Annotated in this window: 16 protein-coding genes and 1 pseudogene; 10 read left to right on the top strand and 7 right to left on the bottom strand. The window is 53.5% G+C overall.

All coding sequences use genetic code 11. The annotated features are described in order from the left end of the window. The first annotated feature begins 132 nt into the window (after positions 1 to 132). Positions 133 to 1,323 (top strand): MFS transporter, encoded by a 1,191-nt coding sequence (locus tag OI69_RS04025; RefSeq protein ID WP_039346481.1) that lies wholly within the window; start codon positions 133 to 135, stop codon positions 1,321 to 1,323. Positions 1,324 to 1,516: 193 nt separating this feature from the next. Here the strand turns inward: OI69_RS04025 and gyrB are convergent, their stop codons facing one another. Genes gyrB through dnaA form a run of 4 tightly spaced genes read right to left on the bottom strand, consistent with a single transcriptional unit; the run spans position 1,517 to position 7,591 of the window. After that, a complete protein-coding gene (gyrB, locus tag OI69_RS04020) occupies positions 1,517 to 3,934 on the bottom strand; it encodes a DNA topoisomerase (ATP-hydrolyzing) subunit B (RefSeq protein WP_039346478.1) in 2,418 nt (805 codons plus the stop codon). Between the two features lie 18 nt (positions 3,935 to 3,952). Continuing rightward, a complete protein-coding gene (gene recF, locus OI69_RS04015; protein ID WP_039346475.1) occupies positions 3,953 to 5,038 on the bottom strand; it encodes a DNA replication/repair protein RecF in 1,086 nt (361 codons plus the stop codon). A gap of 50 nt (positions 5,039 to 5,088) precedes the next feature. Then, entirely contained in the window at positions 5,089 to 6,189 is a 1,101-nt protein-coding gene (gene dnaN, locus OI69_RS04010; RefSeq protein ID WP_039346582.1) for a DNA polymerase III subunit beta, read from the bottom strand. A 4-nt stretch (positions 6,190 to 6,193) separates the two neighbouring features. Then, complete coding sequence (gene dnaA / locus OI69_RS04005) at positions 6,194 to 7,591, bottom strand: chromosomal replication initiator protein DnaA (RefSeq protein ID WP_039346474.1); 1,398 nt, start codon at positions 7,589 to 7,591, stop codon at positions 6,194 to 6,196. 672 nt (positions 7,592 to 8,263) lie between these two features. Here dnaA and rpmH point away from each other — a divergent pair. From rpmH to mnmE, 5 genes are all read left to right on the top strand, one after another. Further along, complete coding sequence (rpmH, locus tag OI69_RS19050) at positions 8,264 to 8,404, top strand: 50S ribosomal protein L34 (protein WP_015842368.1); 141 nt, start codon at positions 8,264 to 8,266, stop codon at positions 8,402 to 8,404. Positions 8,405 to 8,422: 18 nt separating this feature from the next. Then, entirely contained in the window at positions 8,423 to 8,782 is a 360-nt protein-coding gene (rnpA, locus tag OI69_RS19045; RefSeq protein ID WP_072034255.1) for a ribonuclease P protein component, read from the top strand. Then, positions 8,746 to 9,003 carry a membrane protein insertion efficiency factor YidD gene (yidD, locus tag OI69_RS19040; protein WP_010281237.1) on the top strand — a complete coding sequence of 86 codons (258 nt, stop codon included), beginning with the start codon at positions 8,746 to 8,748 and terminating at the stop codon, positions 9,001 to 9,003. The genes rnpA and yidD overlap by 37 nt, the downstream gene beginning before the upstream one ends. A gap of 2 nt (positions 9,004 to 9,005) precedes the next feature. Next, entirely contained in the window at positions 9,006 to 10,640 is a 1,635-nt protein-coding gene (gene yidC / locus OI69_RS03995; RefSeq protein WP_039346468.1) for a membrane protein insertase YidC, read from the top strand. A 119-nt stretch (positions 10,641 to 10,759) separates the two neighbouring features. Beyond that, the gene (gene mnmE, locus OI69_RS03990) at positions 10,760 to 12,124 is read left to right on the top strand and encodes a tRNA uridine-5-carboxymethylaminomethyl(34) synthesis GTPase MnmE (protein ID WP_039346466.1); all 1,365 of its coding nucleotides are present in this window, start codon (positions 10,760 to 10,762) and stop codon (positions 12,122 to 12,124) included. A gap of 46 nt (positions 12,125 to 12,170) precedes the next feature. Here the strand turns inward: mnmE and OI69_RS03985 are convergent. Then, positions 12,171 to 12,505 (bottom strand): annotated as a pseudogene (locus OI69_RS03985) (HipA N-terminal domain-containing protein). A gap of 417 nt (positions 12,506 to 12,922) precedes the next feature. After that, complete coding sequence (locus OI69_RS03980; protein ID WP_039346459.1) at positions 12,923 to 13,774, bottom strand: SDR family oxidoreductase; 852 nt, start codon at positions 13,772 to 13,774, stop codon at positions 12,923 to 12,925. An 87-nt stretch (positions 13,775 to 13,861) separates the two neighbouring features. Here OI69_RS03980 and OI69_RS03975 point away from each other — a divergent pair, with 87 nt between their 5' ends. Further along, positions 13,862 to 14,257 carry a winged helix-turn-helix transcriptional regulator gene (locus OI69_RS03975; RefSeq protein ID WP_039346456.1) on the top strand — a complete coding sequence of 132 codons (396 nt, stop codon included), beginning with the start codon at positions 13,862 to 13,864 and terminating at the stop codon, positions 14,255 to 14,257. A 39-nt stretch (positions 14,258 to 14,296) separates the two neighbouring features. On the opposite strand, the gene OI69_RS03970 is transcribed toward OI69_RS03975, so the two are convergent. Beyond that, positions 14,297 to 14,848 (bottom strand): TetR/AcrR family transcriptional regulator, encoded by a 552-nt coding sequence (locus tag OI69_RS03970; RefSeq protein WP_039346453.1) that lies wholly within the window; start codon positions 14,846 to 14,848, stop codon positions 14,297 to 14,299. 103 nt (positions 14,849 to 14,951) lie between these two features. Here OI69_RS03970 and OI69_RS03965 point away from each other — a divergent pair, with 103 nt between their 5' ends. From OI69_RS03965 to OI69_RS03955, 3 genes are all read left to right on the top strand, one after another. After that, the gene (locus tag OI69_RS03965) at positions 14,952 to 16,454 is read left to right on the top strand and encodes an MFS transporter (RefSeq protein WP_039346450.1); all 1,503 of its coding nucleotides are present in this window, start codon (positions 14,952 to 14,954) and stop codon (positions 16,452 to 16,454) included. A gap of 221 nt (positions 16,455 to 16,675) precedes the next feature. Continuing rightward, on the top strand, positions 16,676 to 18,700 hold the full coding sequence (gene aegA / locus OI69_RS03960; protein WP_039346447.1) for a formate-dependent uric acid utilization protein AegA: 2,025 nt from the start codon (positions 16,676 to 16,678) through the stop codon (positions 18,698 to 18,700). Continuing rightward, on the top strand, positions 18,697 to 19,218 hold the full coding sequence (locus OI69_RS03955; protein WP_039346443.1) for a 4Fe-4S dicluster domain-containing protein: 522 nt from the start codon (positions 18,697 to 18,699) through the stop codon (positions 19,216 to 19,218). The genes aegA and OI69_RS03955 overlap by 4 nt, the downstream gene beginning before the upstream one ends. Positions 19,219 to 19,256 lie beyond the last annotated feature (38 nt).

Below are 19,256 nucleotides of genomic sequence, written 5' to 3'. Positions count from 1 at the left end.
ACGATTTTCGCCTGCCATCTTGCCAAACCGTTGGCCTCATCCCACCAATCTCAAGAATATAAGCGTATGCTAAGCTCATGACGTATCAGATGAAGAACTGGCGCACTTTCCGCCTCTTTCATGAGTAACCCGATGAAGATATCGATCCCCCTGTTGGCGCAAATTTCATCCGCCCATCTGGTGAGCCACTTCCATATGATGGTGCTGCCCGCGCTCATTCCGCTGCTGTCAGCCCAGCGTGATATCAGCTTTGTCGAACTGGGTTTTGCGCTCAGCGTGTTCAACATTGTTTCTGCCTGCACCCAAACGCCCATCGGTTTTATGGTGGATCGCATTGGTGCTCGCCGCACATTACTCGCGGGTTTAGCTCTCGGGAGCCTCTGTTTCATCTCACTCGGCTTTTCGGACAACTATCTCTGGCTGATTGTTGCGATGGGGTTAGCTGGCGTAGCAAACGCGGTTTATCATCCGGCAGACTATGCCTTACTGTCGCGCGGGATTGATGAGAAGCGCATGGGGCGTGCGTTCTCGGTGCATACCTTTTCCGGCTTTCTGGGCACCGCGATTGCGCCTGGCATTTTGCTCGCCGTTGCCGCCTTTGCCGGTATTGAGAGCGCCTTCATCGTTTCCGGCCTCATTGGCCTACTGACGATACCGCTGCTTCTGATGGATCGTGATGAACCCAGTCGAGTGAAACCTACAACGGCGGCAACAAGTGCACAATCGGGTAAATCACGCCCCCCTGTGTTCACGCTGCCGATTCTGGCGCTGCTGATTCTGTTCCTGTTGCTGAATTTAAGTACCGGATCGATTCAGAACTTCTCGGTCACGGCGTTGGTGACGGGCTACGATCTGTCGCTGTCACAGGCTAACGTGGCACTGACTGCGTTCCTGTTCGCCAGCGCCTTTGGCGTATTGGCAGGCGGCTCGCTGGCGGATAAAACCAAACGCCACGGGCTGGTGGCAACCGCGGCATTGGCCGTCACTGCCGTGCTGGTCAGTATCGTTGCCTTGTATACCTTACCTACCGTCGTGCTGGTGCCATTGCTGGCTGCGGCCGGTTTCCTCTCTGGGATGATCGCACCTTCACGGGATATGCTGGTACGCGCCGCCTCACCGCCGGGGGCGGAAGGACGCGTATTTGGCATTGTTTCCACCGGCTTCAACATCGGTGGCGCGGCGGGGCCGGTGCTGTTCGGCTGGCTGCTGGACAACGGTCATCCTCACGCCATTTTCTGGTCTGCCGTTATCTTTATGCTGATCACCGCTTTTATCACGCTGCTACAGGAAATGCGTAGCGCCAAACGACGTGCATTGGCCTGATAAAAATAAAAAAAGCCAGCTCCACAGGGGGGCTGGCTCCGGTTGCTGATAAACCGATCGACCAAGCGGTGATAATGGATAGATCGTAAAGACGCTGTAAACACATCCATGGCGCAAACGCTTTACTCTTCTATTTCACTATCACCGTTTTCACTCTTCAGAAAGGTTGATCAACCGTCAGAATCTATCTGAATCAGATATCGATATTCATCGCCTTCAGGGCGTTCTCTTCGATAAATGCACGGCGCGGTTCAACGGCATCACCCATCAGGGTCGTGAACAGTTCATCGGCAGCAATCGCGTCTTTCACCGTCACGCGCAGCATGCGGCGGCTGGTCGGATCCATCGTGGTTTCCCACAGTTGATCCGGGTTCATTTCACCCAGACCTTTATAACGCTGTACGGTCAGGCCACGGCGTGACTCTTTCACCAGCCACTCCAGCGCCTGTTCAAAGCTGGCCACTGGCTGACGACGCTCACCACGCTCGATGTATGCATCTTCCTCAATCAGACCACGCAATTTTTCGCCCAGTTGATTCAGCTTGCGATACTCGCTACCAGTGACAAATCCTGCACCCAGCGGATAGTCAGTATCCACACCGTGCGTACGCACGCGCAGCGCCGGTTCAAAGACGCCACGTTCTTCATCGTGGTGAATCACAAAGCTGTAGGTGCTGCCGTGCAATTCGTTTTCGTTCAGGCTGCTAACCAGCGATTCCGCCCACGCCTGCACGTTCGCACGTTCGCTGAGATCGGCTTCGGACAGCGTCGGTTGGTAGATCAGACGGTTCAACAATGCGCGTGGGAAGCGGCGCTCCATGCGACCAATTTGTTTCTGCACGGCATAATGCTCAGAAACCAGTCTCTCCAGCGGTTCCCCCGCTAGTGCCGGAGCCTGTGCATTGGTGTGCAACGTTGCGCCGTCCAGTGCCAGCATAATCTGGTACTGATCCATCGCTTCATCGTCTTTAATGTACTGTTCTTGCTTACCTTTTTTCACCTTATACAGCGGCGGCTGCGCAATATAAACGTGGCCACGCTCGACGATTTCAGGCAGTTGACGATAGAAGAAGGTCAACAGCAGGGTACGGATGTGCGAACCATCCACATCCGCATCGGTCATGATGATGATGTTGTGATAACGCAGTTTGTCCGGGTTGTACTCATCGCGGCCAATACCGCAGCCCAGCGCGGTGATCAGCGTCGCCACTTCCTGCGAAGACAGCATCTTGTCAAAGCGGGCTTTTTCCACGTTGAGGATTTTACCCTTCAGCGGCAGAATCGCCTGATTCTTACGGTTACGCCCCTGCTTGGCAGAGCCGCCCGCTGAGTCCCCTTCCACTAAGTACAGTTCAGACAGCGCCGGGTCACGTTCCTGACAATCCGCCAGTTTGCCCGGCAGGCCAGCCAGATCGAGCGCCCCTTTACGGCGTGTCATATCACGCGCTTTACGCGCCGCTTCACGGGCACGAGCGGCATCGATAATTTTGCCGACCACGATTTTGGCGTCTGACGGGTTTTCCATCAGATAATCCACCAGCTTCTCGTTCATCAGTGACTCAACCGCGGTTTTCACTTCGGAAGAAACCAGCTTGTCTTTGGTCTGCGAGGAGAACTTCGGATCCGGCACTTTCACGGAAACCACGGCAATCAGCCCTTCACGCGCATCGTCACCGGTGGCGCTGACTTTGGCTTTCTTGCTGTAGCCTTCTTTATCCATGTAGGTATTCAGCGTACGGGTCATCGCAGCACGGAAACCGGCCAGGTGCGTACCACCGTCACGCTGCGGAATGTTGTTGGTAAAGCAGTAAATGTTTTCCTGAAAACCATCGTTCCACTGCAACGCGACTTCTACGCCGATATCGTCTTTCACCGTTGAGAAATAAAACACGTTCGGGTGAATTGGCGTCTTATTACGGTTCAGGTAATCAACGAATGCCTTGATACCACCGTCATAATGGTAGTGATCCGCTTTATCTTTCTCACGCTCGTCGATCAGGCGAATAGACACGCCAGAGTTCAGGAACGATAGCTCACGCAGACGCTTGGCCAGAATTTCATACTCGAACTCCACCACATTGGTGAAGGTTTCGTGGCTCGGCCAGAAGCGCACCGTCGTACCGGTTCTGTTGGTTTCACCCGTGACCGCCAGCGGTGCCTGCGCCACGCCGTGTTTATAAGTCTGCTCGTGCAGTTTCCCGTCGCGGTGGATAACCAGTTTCAGCTTTTCCGACAGGGCGTTAACCACGGAAACCCCAACGCCGTGTAGGCCGCCGGAGACTTTATACGAGTTATCATCAAACTTACCGCCCGCGTGCAGCACGGTCATGATCACTTCCGCGGCGGAGATCCCTTCTTCTTCATGAATCCCCGTCGGAATACCACGGCCATCGTCCTGCACCGATACCGAGTTATCGGCATGAATGGTAATGACAATGTCTTTACAATAGCCAGCGAGCGCTTCGTCGATAGCGTTGTCCACAACCTCGAATACCATGTGATGCAGGCCAGTACCGTCGTCCGTATCGCCGATATACATACCTGGGCGTTTACGTACCGCATCCAGTCCTTTCAATACCTTGATACTTGAGGAGTCATAAGAATTCGACATCAACGTTTCTCGCTCATTTTAGTCCTGTGATTGAACCGTTATTTTACCCTGTTCCACGCGGAACATCTTGCCCTTTTCACCGATCATGTCGTCTATCTGTTCAGCGCTGACCGCACTGACAAAAACCTGCGCATGGGTGGCTTTCAACCGTTCAGCCAGCAAACGGCGGCGGGTACTATCCAGTTCGGAAGCAAAATCATCAATCAGATACAGACAGCGCAGCCCGTTCTGACGGGTAAGAAACTCACCCTGGGCCAGCCTCAGCGCACACATCAGCAGCTTTAGCTGGCCACGAGACAGCATATCCTCGACCGCCACACCGCTGGCGCGGATGCGGAAATCGGCTTTATGCGGCCCCAGCGCCGTATACCCTAACATACGGTCGCGGTCGAACTGCCGTTCCAGCAGTTCGGCATACTCACTTTCTTTATCCCAACCGCGCTGGAAAGAGAAACTGAGCGAAAATTCAGGCAAAAATTGCGTACAGGTCGTGGCGATATCGTTGGCAATCGCCGCGCTGTACTGCGCACGCCATTCGCTGATACGGTCCGCCAGCGGCACCAGTTCCTGATCCCAGGCTCTAAGTTGCCCATAATGACTCACCTGACGCAGCGCCGCATTACGCTGGCGCAACAAACGCTTCATGTTGCTCCAGGCCGCGAAAAAGCCGGGGTCATTATGAAAACAGCCCCAGTCAAGAAAGGCGCGGCGATATTTCGGCCCGCCGTTAAGCAAGGTAAATCCCTCGGGGGTAATAAGCTGTATCGGCAACAGTTGCGCCAGTTCAGCCACTTTATGACCGTCGCTGCCGTCGATTCGCACCTTGCTGTCACCCTGACGGTTTTTACTTAACCCGACAGATCGCTCCGTTTCCGTGCCGTCAATACGGCCATGCAGCACAAATTCCGATTGATCGTGACGAATGACACGCCCCGCCTGAACGCTGCGAAACGCCCGTCCGTGCCCTAACGTATAAATCGCTTCCAGCACGCTGGTTTTACCGCTGCCGTTGGCGCCCACTAAAAAGTTAAAACCGGGAACCAGCGCCAGATCGGCCGCTTCGATATTGCGAAAATCTTTGATGAGAAGACGAGTAAGGGCCATACGACGCTATTTGTGTGAGTAAAGGCAGGCTGGATAAGCCCGCCTATTTGCTAGAGGCGCATTGGCATGACGACATAGGCCGCCGCCCGGCTGGCGCTATCTTCGATCTGCACGCTGGAAACGGAATCGGTCAGCAGCAAACGCACACCGTCGCATTTCAGCGCATTCAGCACATCCAGTACGTAGCTCACGTTAAAGCCGATCTCCATCTCAGTGCCGTCGTACTGCACATCCAGAATCTCTTCCGCTTCTTCCTGCTCTGGGTTATTGGCGGTAATTTTGAGTTGATTCTGGATAAGATGCAGACGCACACCGCGGAATTTCTCATTCGACAGAATCGCCGCACGGGAGAACGCCTGCTTAAGCAGATCGCAACTGGCTTCCAGCGTTTTATCCGGGTTCTTCGGTAATACGCGGCGATAATCAGGAAAACGCCCATCAACCAGCTTCGACGTGAAAATAAAATCACCGACATGCGCGCGAATGTTGTTGCTGCCGATTTGCAACTGCAACGGCGTATCACCGCCATCCAGCAGGCGCACCAGTTCCATCACGCCTTTACGCGGCACAATCACCGAATGTGACGGTAATGATTGACCCACCGGCATAGAGCAAACCGCCAGACGGTGGCCGTCGGTCGCGACCGTACGTAGCTCTTCGCCTTCGGTTTCAAACAGCATACCGTTGAGGTAATAGCGCACATCCTGATGCGCCATCGAAAACTGCGTCGCTTCGATCAAACGCTTCATCGTCGCCTGCGGCAGAGAGAATTCAACGTCACTCTGCCAGTCATCCAGATTAGGGAAATCCGCGGCGGGGAGCGTGGACAGCGAAAAACGACTGCGGCCAGAACGCACCAGCATGCGATCGCCATCCAGCATAATGGTGATTTCAGCGCCTTCCGGCAAACCCCGGCAAATATCAAACAGTTTGCGGGCAGGGACGGTCGTGGCACCCGGCTCATGCGGCTGCGTCAGCGCCACTTTCGCCACCATCTCCATTTCCAGATCGGTCCCGGTCAGCGACAGCGCGCCTTCCGTCACCTGAATCAGCAGGTTGCCCAGAATCGGTAAAGTCGGTCGACCGCCCAGCGGGCTGCTGACCTGTTGTAATGGCTTTAACAGACGTTCGCGTTCAACAATAAATTTCATCATGTTATGAAGATAGTGTTCTGATTAAATTGGAAAAATCTTCTTTGATGTCGTGGCTTTCTTCACGCAACTGCTCAATCTTGCGGCAGGCATGCAACACCGTGGTATGGTCACGCCCGCCAAACGCATCGCCGATCTCCGGCAGGCTGTGATTCGTCAGTTCTTTCGCCAACGCCATCGCCATCTGGCGTGGACGCGCCACCGAGCGGGAACGACGTTTAGACAGCAGGTCGGCTACCTTGATTTTATAGTATTCCGCCACCGTCTTTTGAATATTGTCGATAGTAACCAGTTTTTCCTGCAACGCCAGCAGATCGCGCAGCGCCTCGCGCACAAAATCAATGGTGATCGAGCGGCCAGTAAAATTGGCATTCGCAATGACGCGGTTCAGTGCGCCTTCCAGCTCACGCACGTTGGAACGCAGGCGTTTAGCAATAAAGAACGCCACTTCGCCCGGCAGGCGAATATCATTTTCATCCGCCTTTTTCATCAGAATCGCCACGCGGGTTTCCAGCTCTGGCGGTTCAATGGCGACCGTTAACCCCCAGCCGAAGCGGGATTTCAGGCGATCTTCCACGCCGTTGATCTCTTTCGGATAGCGGTCAGACGTCAGGATGATTTGCTGATTGCCTTCCAGCAGCGCGTTAAAGGTATGGAAGAACTCTTCCTGCGAACGCTCTTTATTCGCAAAGAATTGGATATCATCGATCAGCAGCGCATCAACGGAACGGTAGTAGCGTTTGAACTCTTCAATCGCATTGTTCTGCAACGCTTTTACCATATCCTGCACGAAACGCTCGGAGTGCATGTAGACCACCTTCGCGTTGGGTTTGCGGGCAATGATGCCATTCCCCACCGCGTGCAACAGGTGCGTTTTACCCAGGCCCGTGCCGCCATAAAGAAACAGCGGGTTATACGCGCCGCCGGGGTTATCGGCCACCTGGCGCGCCGCTGCACGAGCTAACTGGTTCGATTTACCTTCAACGAAGTTATCAAACGTATGCTTGGGGTTCACATTGGAACGGTAAGTATGCTCCGCCTGCGCAGGGGAATTATCCCAGCTTGGGCGTACCGGTGCTGAACGCACCTGCTGCTGAGGGGCTGCGCTGACCGGCTTATGGTGCGACGGTGCGGGCTGACTGATAGTTTGAACCAGCGGTTTACTTCCCACTTCAAAACGCAGCAAAGGGGCATCCATCCCGCAAAAATCATTCAGCAGACCATTGATATTATTTAAATATTTATCACGAACCCAATCCAGCACAAAACGATTGGGGGCGTAGAGCGCCAGAGTGTTATCACTCAGCTCCGCCTGCAATGGGCGTATCCACATACTGAATTCTGTGGCAGGTAACTCATCCTGCAAACGGGCAAGACACTGCTGCCAAAGCGAAAGCGACACGGCGGACTCCACTCGAACAAGAACGATCAAAAGAAAAGAATAAGGCGTTATTTATGTAACTCATGATTTTTTGGCGCCTGCATGATCCACGATTGCTTCACTCACAATTCAGACCGCAGACACACCACATCGCGTGGCGATTGACCTCGACGATCCCACCCAAAGGATCGCCAACGGGGTTGCGGATCATAACCTAATCCACACCAGAGATCTTCCCCTTCTGCACAGTTTCGATCCTTTTTATCCACAGGCTATTCTTATCGCGACTCCCCGTAGCGCGCCAAATCGACGGCGGGTACACATTTTACCGCCCCGATGTGCCGCGCATCCAAGCATACCTTTGGCGCCACGATCGTTACGGTGACGTCGATCATGATCCCACCGGACAGATCGTAGAAGGATCCTTGCGCTTTGCAATAGAGTCCGTATAATTCGCTGCCCGCGCGTCTACGCCTTTTCTGTGCTCTGGCAGGCAGGAATTCCAAAAATAATCGGAATGGCTGGCGTGTTAAGTGTGATGTTAATTGACTCAGGACTGTACAATTATTACAATCCTGCCTCTTTCCGTTATATAGCTGTGATATGCGATTGAGGCGTCGGTCATTTTCACGCCGAACAGCCAAACGCGTTTACTGTGAAGTTATAATTTTCCAAGTTTAGGTAGAAATCGCCATGAAACGCACTTTCCAACCGTCCGTATTGAAGCGTAACCGTAGCCATGGTTTCCGTGCTCGTATGGCCACCAAGAATGGTCGTCAAGTTCTGGCCCGCCGTCGTGCGAAAGGCCGTGCTCGTCTGTCTGTTTCTAAGTAATAAAAGCTAACCCACCGAGTGGTTAAGCTCGCATTTCCCAGGGAGTTACGTTTGTTAACTCCCAGTCATTTCACTTTCGTCTTCCAGCAACCGCAACGGGCTGGCACGCCGCACATCACCATCCTCGGCCGCCTGAACTCGCTGGGGCATCCCCGCATCGGTCTTACCGTCGCCAAAAAGCATGTAAAACGTGCTCATGAACGCAATCGGATTAAACGCCTGACGCGCGAAAGCTTTCGCCTGCACCAACATTCGTTGCCCGCAATGGATTTTGTCGTACTGGTGAAAAAAGGGGTGTCTGAACTGGATAACCGCACTCTGACGGAAGCATTGGAAAAATTATGGCGTCGGCACTGTCGTTTGGCTCCCGACTGCTGATAGGGTTGATACGCGGTTATCAACTCGTTATCAGCCCGTTACTCGGACCACATTGCCGGTTCCGGCCAACGTGTTCGCAATACGGTATTGAAGCAATACGCAGGTTCGGCATGATAAAAGGCTGTTGGTTGACGCTTAAACGCGTATTAAAATGCCATCCTTTGAACCCTGGTGGTGATGATCCCGTACCGCCAAAAACCGACAATAACAGAGAACATTAACGATGGATTCGCAACGCAATCTTCTTCTCATCGCTCTGCTATTCGTAACCTTTATGCTTTGGCAGGCGTGGGAAACGGATAAAAATCCGCCAGCAACCACGCAGGCCATACAGCAGGCGACGAACGCAGTGACCGGTGATGCTACCAACCAGGGCGTACCGGCCAGCGGTCAAGGCAAGTTGATCACGGTGAAAACCGATGTGCTGTCGCTGACAATCAACACCCGTGGCGGCGATATTGAGCAAGCGCACCTGCTGGCTTACCCGGACACATTAGGTTCAGATAAACCTTTCCATCTGCTGGAAACCACATCCGAGTTTGTCTATCAGGCTCAGAGCGGTTTGACTGGCAAAAATGGCCCGGACAACCCGGCTAACGGCCCACGTCCACTGTTTACCACTACGCAAGAGAGCTTCGAGCTGGCGGAGGGTCAGAGCGAACTGCGTATCCCGCTGACCTACACCGCGGCTGATGGCGTGACGTACACCAAAACGTTCCTTCTGAAACGTGGCGACTATGCACTGAACGTTGACTATAGCGTCAATAACACCAGCGCTCAGCCTCTGGAATTGACGCTGTTCGGTCAGTTAAAGCAGTCTATCGATCTGCCTAAGCACCGCGATACCGGCAGCAGCAACTTTGCACTGCACACGTACCGTGGTGCAGCGTTCTCTTCCAGTGAAGACAAGTACAAAAAGTACAGCTTCAGCGACATGGACGAAAACCTGAACATCAATACCAACGGTGGCTGGGTAGCGATGTTGCAACAGTACTTCGCTACCGCGTGGATCCCGACGACAGCAGGCGCTAATACCTTCTATACCAGCAAACTCGGTAACGGCCAGGCCGCGATTGGCTTTAAAGCCGCCCCGGTTGTGGTTGCTGCGGGTAGCCAACAGAGCCTGAACGCCACCCTGTGGGTCGGCCCGGAAATTCAGGACAAGATGGCCGCAGTCGCGCCGCATCTGGATCTGACGGTGGATTACGGCTGGCTGTGGTTCATCTCTCAGCCGCTGTTTAAGTTGCTAAAATTCCTGCATAGCTTTATCGGTAACTGGGGCTTCTCCATCATTGCCATTACCTTTATCGTGCGCGGCATCATGTATCCGCTAACGAAAGCGCAATACACCTCAATGGCGAAAATGCGCTTACTGCAACCTAAATTGCAGGCGATGCGTGAGCGTATTGGTGATGACAAACAGCGCATGAGTCAGGAAATGATGGCGCTGTACAAGTCAGAGAAAGTGAACCCGCTGGGCGGCTGCTTCCCACTGCTGATTCAGATGCCAATCTTCCTGGCACTGTATTACATGCTGATGGGTTCCGTTGAACTGCGTCACGCGCCGTTTGCTTTGTGGATCCATGACTTGTCTGCACAAGACCCGTACTACATTCTGCCGATCCTGATGGGTGTAACGATGTTCTTCATCCAGAAGATGTCGCCCACCACCGTGACCGACCCAATGCAGCAGAAGATCATGACCTACATGCCGGTCATCTTTACGGTCTTCTTCCTGTGGTTCCCGTCAGGTCTGGTGATGTACTACATCGTCAGCAACCTGGTGACGATTCTCCAGCAGCAGTTGATCTATCGCGGTCTGGAAAAACGTGGCTTGCATAGCCGCGAGAAAAAATAATCCGGTTGATGGTTAACCGATAGAAAGCGTAAGGCGGTCATTGACCGCCTTATTTTTTAACCGCTGTGTTATCAGCCAACAATAATCTGCCACACCGGCATCAACGCAGAGAGAACATCATGAGCAATACCGACACCATCGTCGCCCAAGCCACGCCACCGGGACGCGGAGGCGTAGGTATTTTACGCATTTCAGGGCAGGCCGCCGCCGAAGTCGCGCATGCCGTTCTGGGTAAGCTCCCCAAGCCGCGCCACGCCGACTATCTGCCGTTCCGTGATGCTAACGGCACCACACTCGATCAGGGCATTGCCCTCTGGTTTCCCGGCCCGAACTCCTTTACGGGCGAAGACGTCCTTGAACTTCAGGGTCACGGCGGCCCGGTGATTCTTGATTTGCTGCTGCAACGTATTCTGACGCTGCCCAACGTGCGCATTGCACGTCCCGGTGAATTCTCAGAACGTGCTTTCCTGAACGACAAACTCGATCTCGCGCAGGCAGAAGCCATTGCCGACCTGATTGACGCCAGCTCGGAACAGGCTGCTCGCTCCGCGCTGAACTCTCTGCAAGGCGTATTTTCCACCCGTATAAACCAGTTGGTGGAAGCACTTACTCACCTGCGAATCTACGTCGAGGCAGCGATCGATTTTCCGGATGAAGAGATCGACTTTCTCTCCGATGGCAAAATCGAGGCACAGCTCAATGACGTGATGGCTGACTTAAACGCGGTAAGAGCAGAAGCGCATCAGGGCAGCCTGCTGCGTGAAGGAATGAAGGTGGTGATTGCAGGGCGTCCGAATGCCGGAAAATCCAGCTTACTCAATGTGTTAGCTGGTCGTGAAGCCGCCATTGTCACGGATATCGCAGGCACCACGCGTGACGTATTACGTGAACATATCCACATCGACGGCATGCCGCTGCATATCATCGACACCGCAGGGCTACGCGATGCCAGCAACGAAGTCGAACGCATTGGTATTGAGCGTGCCTGGCAGGAAATTGAACAGGCCGACCGCGTGCTGTTCATGGTCGATGGCACCACCACGGAAGCGACGGAGCCTGAACAGATCTGGCCTGAATTTATGGCGCGCCTGCCGAAAACACTACCGATTACCGTGGTGCGTAACAAAGCGGACATCACTGGCGAAACACTCGGCATCGAAGAGGTGAACACTCACTCACTTATTCGCCTTTCCGCCCGTACGGGTGAAGGTGTTGAAACGCTGCGCGATCACCTCAAGCAAAGCATGGGGTTCACCAGCAACACGGAAGGCGGTTTTCTGGCACGTCGCCGTCACCTGCAAGCACTGGAACTGGCCGCACAGCATCTGATTCAGGGTAAAGAACAGCTAGTGAGCGCCTACGCGGGCGAACTGCTAGCGGAAGAACTGCGGCTGGCGCAGCAGTCCCTGAGTGAAATCACCGGCGAATTCACCTCCGATGACCTGTTGGGGCGTATTTTTTCGAGCTTCTGTATTGGGAAATGATTCGCTCTCCCCGATATTATTCATCGGGGAAATTACTCCCATCCGCTCATGAGCCGTCTCGATCTGGCCTACAACCCGGCCAGAATTGCCTCACCAATTGCAACGCACCGACACTGTTTTGCCCCACTTTCGCCAGCAGATCAAACGGCTGGGTGGAGTCAGCGTGATGTCTGGCGACAATGCGTCTTCTGATATCCGGGTTATCCGGAACAAATTGTCGAAGAAATTATAAACGTCATCACCTTGATAGGGCTGATGACGTAGCGGCATAGAAAGCGAAATGGGGCGATTCCCAGGCAGCCCTAGCCAGTTTGCATCATAGGAAAAATGATGTGTTCCACTACCCGTTTTGGTCAGAATCCCCACCCGATAGCCGTTCATATAAACATCGAGCGCCGCCATTACCATTCTTCCTTCCTGGATGATGCAACAGAGGCTTCATTATTGGCGGTGTCCACACACCTGGGCGTAACAGTAAGTTCTAAATTCAATGCTGACAGGATGTTAAAGAAGGTTGTGTGTAAATAGAATATAAGCAAGAGGCAAGTAAAATGGAGTCAATATCACGATGTTCCCTTCCCCACATTCATAATCGTGGGGAACACACAGTGAAAATTTACATATAAAAGCGATGACCATATCACGAGGGAATCCGAACTCTGATCGGCCTTGCTCAGTCCGGTTGATTATTTGGGATATTCAGCGATTGGACGAGCCATAGAATCATGCAAGACAACGGGCTATGAAGAAACAGACCATTTTCCTGGCGTCAGGAAAATGGTCAAAAATTTTTAAACATTACTTCAGCGTGGCTTTCACCACCGCTGACAGCGGCGTCGTTGGGCGGCCAATCAATTGACTCAGTTGTTTGCTGCCATCAAACAGGCCGCCTTTTGAGGCACCTACGTCTGAATCTGCAACGATTTGTGCGAAAACCTCGGGAAGCCCGGCAGAAACCAATGCTGAGGTGAACTCGGCTTCAGACAGGTTTTGATAACCGATGGATTTACCCGACTGTTTGCTGAGCTCCGCCGCTAACTCCGCCAGCGTGTAAGGTTCATCACCCGCCAGTTCATAAACCTTGCCGGCCTGTCCTTCCTGCGTCAGCACTGCGACCGCAGCAGCCGCGAAGTCTTCGCGCGTGGCAGAGGCAATCTTCCCTTCACCCGCGCTACCGATAAAGACGCCGTGTTCCAACGCCGCCGGAATGCTCTCTGCATAGTTTTCGGTATACCAACCGTTACGCAATAGCACATGAGGTAAGCCGGACGCTTTCAGCAGCGCTTCCGTCTGCTTGTGTTCCTCAGCCAGCGCCAGAGGCGATTTATCCGCGTGCAACAGGCTGGTATATGCCAACAGTTTAACGCCGACTTTCGCTGCGGCTTCAATGACGTTGCGGTGTTGTGCCGCACGCTGTCCCACCTCGCTGGAAGAGATCAGCAGCAGTTTATCCACACCTTGCAGCGCAGAAACCAGAGCTTCAGGCTGGTTGTAATCCGCGGCTTTCACCTGCACGCCTTTTGCAGAAAGATCGGCAACTTTATTCACATCACGCACCAGCGCCACAATATGGTTCGCCGGAACCTTCTCTAACAGTTGTGCGATAACTAAACGACCTAGTTGACCGGATGCACCCGTAATAGCAATCATCTCAAGCTCCTTTTCATTGATAGGTAGTGACTGGCATAATATCGACAATACTAATTTAAAGTAAGTACATACATAAAGGTAAGTATAGTGAGCAAACCCAAAACCGCCGTAGACTTATTGCCCCCTATTTTATCAACGGGTGATGTCTTTGCTGAAAAATGCCAATCTCGCCAAATACTTAACCACGTCACCAGTCGCTGGGGAGTGCTGATTTTGATCGCATTACTTGACGATACCCATCGCTTTAGCCAATTACGTCGGCGAATTGGGGGCGTAAGCGAACGTATGCTGGCGCAGACCCTGCAATGGCTGGAACGTGATGGTTTTATCCTACGAACAGCCTATCAGGTGGTCCCACCGCATGTTGAATACAGCCTGACACCACTCGGTAAAGAAGTCGGGGAGCGAGTGAAAGAACTGGCCATATGGATCGAAGGAAATCTGGACGAGATTCTGGCGGCCCAGCATCCAAGTGGGCAATAGTAAAAGCAATAAATCCCCCCCTTGAACAGAGATCCTTAATCACGAAGGGGCGCGGTTAGGTAACAGTCGAACGATGTCAGAGAAAATGGCTTTCCAGGTCTCGTCATCGACCGTCATAAAACCAAAATAACGCAGCAGAAACGCCCCTTCCGAGGCCAGAAACGCCAGACGCGCATCTCGTCCTGCTTGTGAATTCAGGTCAAGGCCAGACAAGTGGAGGTCATACCAGGCCTGTGATTTTGCAAGGTGCTCAGGCATGTTGAGTAATGAGGCCATCATGCCCGCCGCCCGATCGCCTTCTGCCGCATCCGTCCGATACGTCACATCAATATACGCCCGAACTCTCGCTTCCGGGCTGTCATCCGTCCGAATGCTCGCGGCGGTCATCTCATCAAACTCATCTTCCCAGCGCTGATACATGGCATTAATCAGCTCATCTTTCGTACCAAAGCACGACTGAATGCCGCCTTTTGTCACGCCAGCCGCTTTAGCGACCGCATCCATTGTCAGCGAGGCAATGCCCTGTGTGCGAACGATCTGTTCTGCCTCATCCAACACGCGCGTACGATCAATGCTTTTATGACGCCCCATATGCTCTCCTTTTTAAAATACGTTTGTATTTAAAAAGCAATTCTATATCATCAGAGCGCTATCCAAAAGATGAAAAATTGAACACTGAGGCAGAGATCCTGTTATGCAATCACCCAAAAAATGGCTGATTCTGGCCATTGTTTCCAGCGCCCTGTTCCTGATTGTCATCGACATGACGGTACTGTACACCGCACTCCCGACACTGACTCACGACTTGCACGCCACGGCATCGGACAAGCTGTGGATCGTGAATATCTACGCGTTGGTTGCCTCCGGCTTGTTGCTCGGCATGGGGACATTGGGCGATAAGCTGGGTCATAAGCCATTATTCATCTCTGGGCTGTTCGTGTTCGGTACGGCGTCATTACTGGCCGCGTATTCGCCTACCCCCGGCATGCTGATCGCCGCTCGTGCTTTGCTGGCCGTCGGGGCGGCGATGATGATGCCTGCTACTCTTTCGATTATTCGCCTGACCTTTTCTGATGAACGGGAACGCGCACTGGCGATTGGTATCTGGGCCGCAGTGGCATCGGGTGGTGCGGCATTTGGCCCTATCATGGGCGGGATACTGCTTGAGTATTTCTGGTGGGGGTCCGTTTTTCTCATTAACGTACCGGTTGTGCTGCTTGCGCTCATCATGGGGAGCACCGTGATCCCACACCAACCGGGCAATGCTTCACAGCGCTGGGATGTCATCGGATCCCTATTGATTATGGTTGGTTTGATTGGCGTAACCTATGCCATAAAAGAGCTGGGAAAACGGGTTCCGTCTTATGACGATGCACTGATCGCCCTGCTGATCGGCGTGGCGTTTATTACCCTGTTTGTGCGGCGTCAGCGTAACAGCAAACATCCGCTGGTCGATTTCTCTCTCTTCCGCCTGCGTCCCTTCAGCTCCGCGGTAGCCGCGGCTATCGTGGCCGCCGCCGCCTTGATCGGGATGGAGTTAGCTTTCACCCAGCGGTTGCAGTTAGTCATCGGACTGTCTCCGTTACAGGCAGGATTATTCATTTTACCGCTCTCGGTAGCGTCCTTTATCTCTGGCCCGTTAACCGGAAAAATACTGCCGCGCGTGAACAGTGGGACACTGCTATCCGCTGGCCTGTTGGTTTCAGGGCTGGGTATGGGAAGCTATCTCGTGCTGCACAATGCCCCCATCATCATACAAGTTATTTGCCTGATGGTGATTGGTGCTGGCGTGGGTTCAACCATGACGGCCGCATCCAGCACCATTATGCAGGTTGCTCCAGAGGAAAAAGCGGGGATGGCGGCGTCAATCGAAGAAGTATCCTATGAATTAGGCGGCGCGACGGGAGTGACGCTGATGGGCAGTTTGCTGTCTTTCGCCTATTCCGCGACGTTTATGCTACCCGCCGGGTTTGCCGCACCGGATTCCGCCTATGACAGCCTGGATGAAGCGTTAATTTTTGCCGAATCCTTACCGGAAAACATGCAGCGCATTCTTATCACACAGGCACATTCCGCCTTTGATTCCGGGTTTTCCATTGTGCTGGCAGCCGCAACGCTCATCCTGCTGCTGACCTCGGCCTTCGTCTGGACAACACGGCACAATAAACAACAGCGTAATCAGGCCGCTGATGCATAAAGCAAAAATACAATAAACCAGATAAAAAACAAGATTATAGGCAGCTAGCTTATTACTTTCATATAACATTATAACCCACTGAAACGATTCAATAATTTTATTAACAATCGAGGTGGAATTTAACATTAACCGACTTTTTACCTGCTTTATATCAAGGTCAGGGGGTTATCCAGCTATTAGGATAAATACCACGATCGAGGGAGCCAGGGCGGAAGAAGGTAATGAACCGATTTGTTATTGCCAGTACTCAAGACTGTATGGGGTGCCATGCCTGTGAAATTGCCTGTGTCATTTCACATAATGACGAACACTATCCAGATAACGTCGCGGTATTTCAGCCCAGAATCAAGGCATTCAATACGCCAACGCTGCGGGCTGCCGTAACCTGCCGTCACTGTGAAGATGCCCCCTGCGCCAGCGTATGTCCCACGCAGGCCTTGATCAGAAAAGACCATAGCATTCAGCTCGTTCAGGAAAAGTGCATCGGTTGCAAAAGCTGTGTACTGGCTTGCCCCTTCGGGGCGATGTCTATGGTGACCAACCCCGTGGACAACAGCACCATCGCCCATAAATGCGACCTCTGCGCCGATCGCCCGGAAGGGCAAGCGTGCGTAGCAGCCTGCCCGACGCAAGCCTTGCAGCTCGTCAGCGAGCAAACGTTAGCCGCTCGCCGTCAGGAGAAACAGCAGGAGATGGCGCGGCGTTCGGCCGCTCACTGGCAGCGCGAAATCCCCGTGCTGAAAGCGCTGACGGCTAATCCGCTCAGTAAAAGAAAAAACTGGCCACGCCGGGATGCGGAGAAAAAACCGCTGACTCAGAGAACCTCCACGTTTGATGAGATCTACCACGGCTTCTCCGCGCAACAGACGGAAGATCAGGCTGACCGCTGCCTCTCTTGCGGCAAACGTGCGATCTGCGAGTGGACCTGCCCGCTGCATAACAATATTCCCGAGTTGCTGAGTCTGGCGAAACAGGGGAGGATTCTTGAAGCCGTTGAGCTATCACACCAAACCAGTAGCCTGCCGGAAATCTGTGGGCGGGTGTGTCCACAAGATCGGCTATGTGAAGGGGCATGTACACTGGGTAAAGAGTACGGTGCCATCACCATCGGCAACGTTGAGCGCTACATTACCGACACCGCAATAAAAATGGGCTGGTCGCCCGATATGACGCACGTCGTTCCCAGCGGGAAACGCGCAGCAATTGTTGGTGCTGGCCCGGCGGGATTAGCCTGTGCCGATGTGCTGGCGCGCAACGGCGTACAGGCCGTCGTGTTCGACCGTCACCCGGAAATTGGCGGGCTACTCACGTTCGGGATTCCGTCGTTCAAGCTGGATAAAGCGGTTCTGGTTCATCGTCGTGACGTGTTCAGCAACATGGGAATCGAATTCCGGCTGAATACCGAAGTCGGGAAAGATGTTTCTCTGGCTCAGCTTCTGGACGACTATGACACCGTTTTCCTCGGTGTAGGCACCTACCGTTCCATGAAGGCCAACATTGATAATGAAGAGGCTCCCGGCGTCTTCGATGCGCTTCCCTTCCTGATCGCCAATACCAAACAGGTTATGGGGCTGCCTGAATTAGACGATGAGCCTTATATCTCCATGGCGGGCAAACGCGTCGTGGTACTCGGCGGTGGAGATACCGCGATGGATTGTCTGCGCACCTCCGTTCGGCAAGGTGCGATATCGGTCACCTGCGCATATCGTCGCGATGAAGCCAATATGCCCGGTTCGAAAAAAGAGGTGAAAAACTCCCGCGAAGAAGGCGTAGAGTTCATGTTTAACGTTCAACCACAAAAAATCTGCCTCAATGAACAGGGTGACGTGTGCGGCATTAGTCTGGTTCGCACGGAGCTGGGCGAACCCGATGCCAGTGGCCGTCGTCGTCCACGCCCAATCCCTGATTCAGAATTCGTGCAACCGGCTGACGCCGTGATAACCGCCTTTGGCTTTCAGTCACACCGTATGCCGTGGCTGGAAGAGGCTGACGTTGCTCTGGATAACTGGGGATACATCACCGCGCCTCTGGATAGTCAGATACCTTGCCAGACGAATCATCCGCGTATTTTTGCTGGTGGTGATGCCGTGCGCGGTGCCGATCTGGTGGTTACCGCCATTGCCGACGGACGCAAAGCCGCATTGGGGATGATTGCGACGATGGGGCTGACCGCCAGCACAGGCGCTATTCCCGCACAACCTCATCGCCCTGAGACAAATGCCACCCGCGAGGAGATCCGCTCATGAACCAATTTGTTATCGCCGAAGCAGAAAAATGCATTGGTTGCCGGACCTGTGAGATCGCCTGCGCGGTAGCCCATAGCGGTGGTCAAAGCGCACAACTGAGGCCTTCTCGCTTCTTTCCGCGCCTGAAGGTTGTCAAAAGCGCCAGCGTCAGTGTTCCTGTTCTTTGCCGCCAGTGTGAGAACGCGCCCTGTGCCAGCGTGTGCCCGAATGATGCTCTGGTACGCGATCGGGACAGTATTCAGGTTATCCAGTCTCGCTGCATCGGCTGCAAAAGCTGCGTCGTTGCCTGTCCCTTTGGGGCTATCAATGTGGTAACAAAAGCGTCGAATGACGAGGAAGAAACACACCTCACGCAAAGCGAGGTGCACAAATGTGATTTGTGCGTGGGTGTCGCCCAAAGCCCTTCCTGCGTCAGGGTATGTCCAACCTCTGCACTGCGGTTAGTGACAGCGGATGAGCTGCATAAGCAGACGCTGGAAAAACAGCGGCGTGCCGCACTGGGGTGGCCGAGCCATTAAAGCAAACGGGAATGTGTCGAACAGGGGGGGATTGCCAC

Origin of the sequence: Pectobacterium fontis, from assembly GCF_000803215.1 — a bacterium.
GTDB lineage: Bacteria > Pseudomonadota > Gammaproteobacteria > Enterobacterales > Enterobacteriaceae > Pectobacterium > Pectobacterium fontis.
The sequence above is the reverse complement of the archived record's forward strand: the minus strand, read 5'-3'. Positions and strand labels throughout refer to the sequence as shown.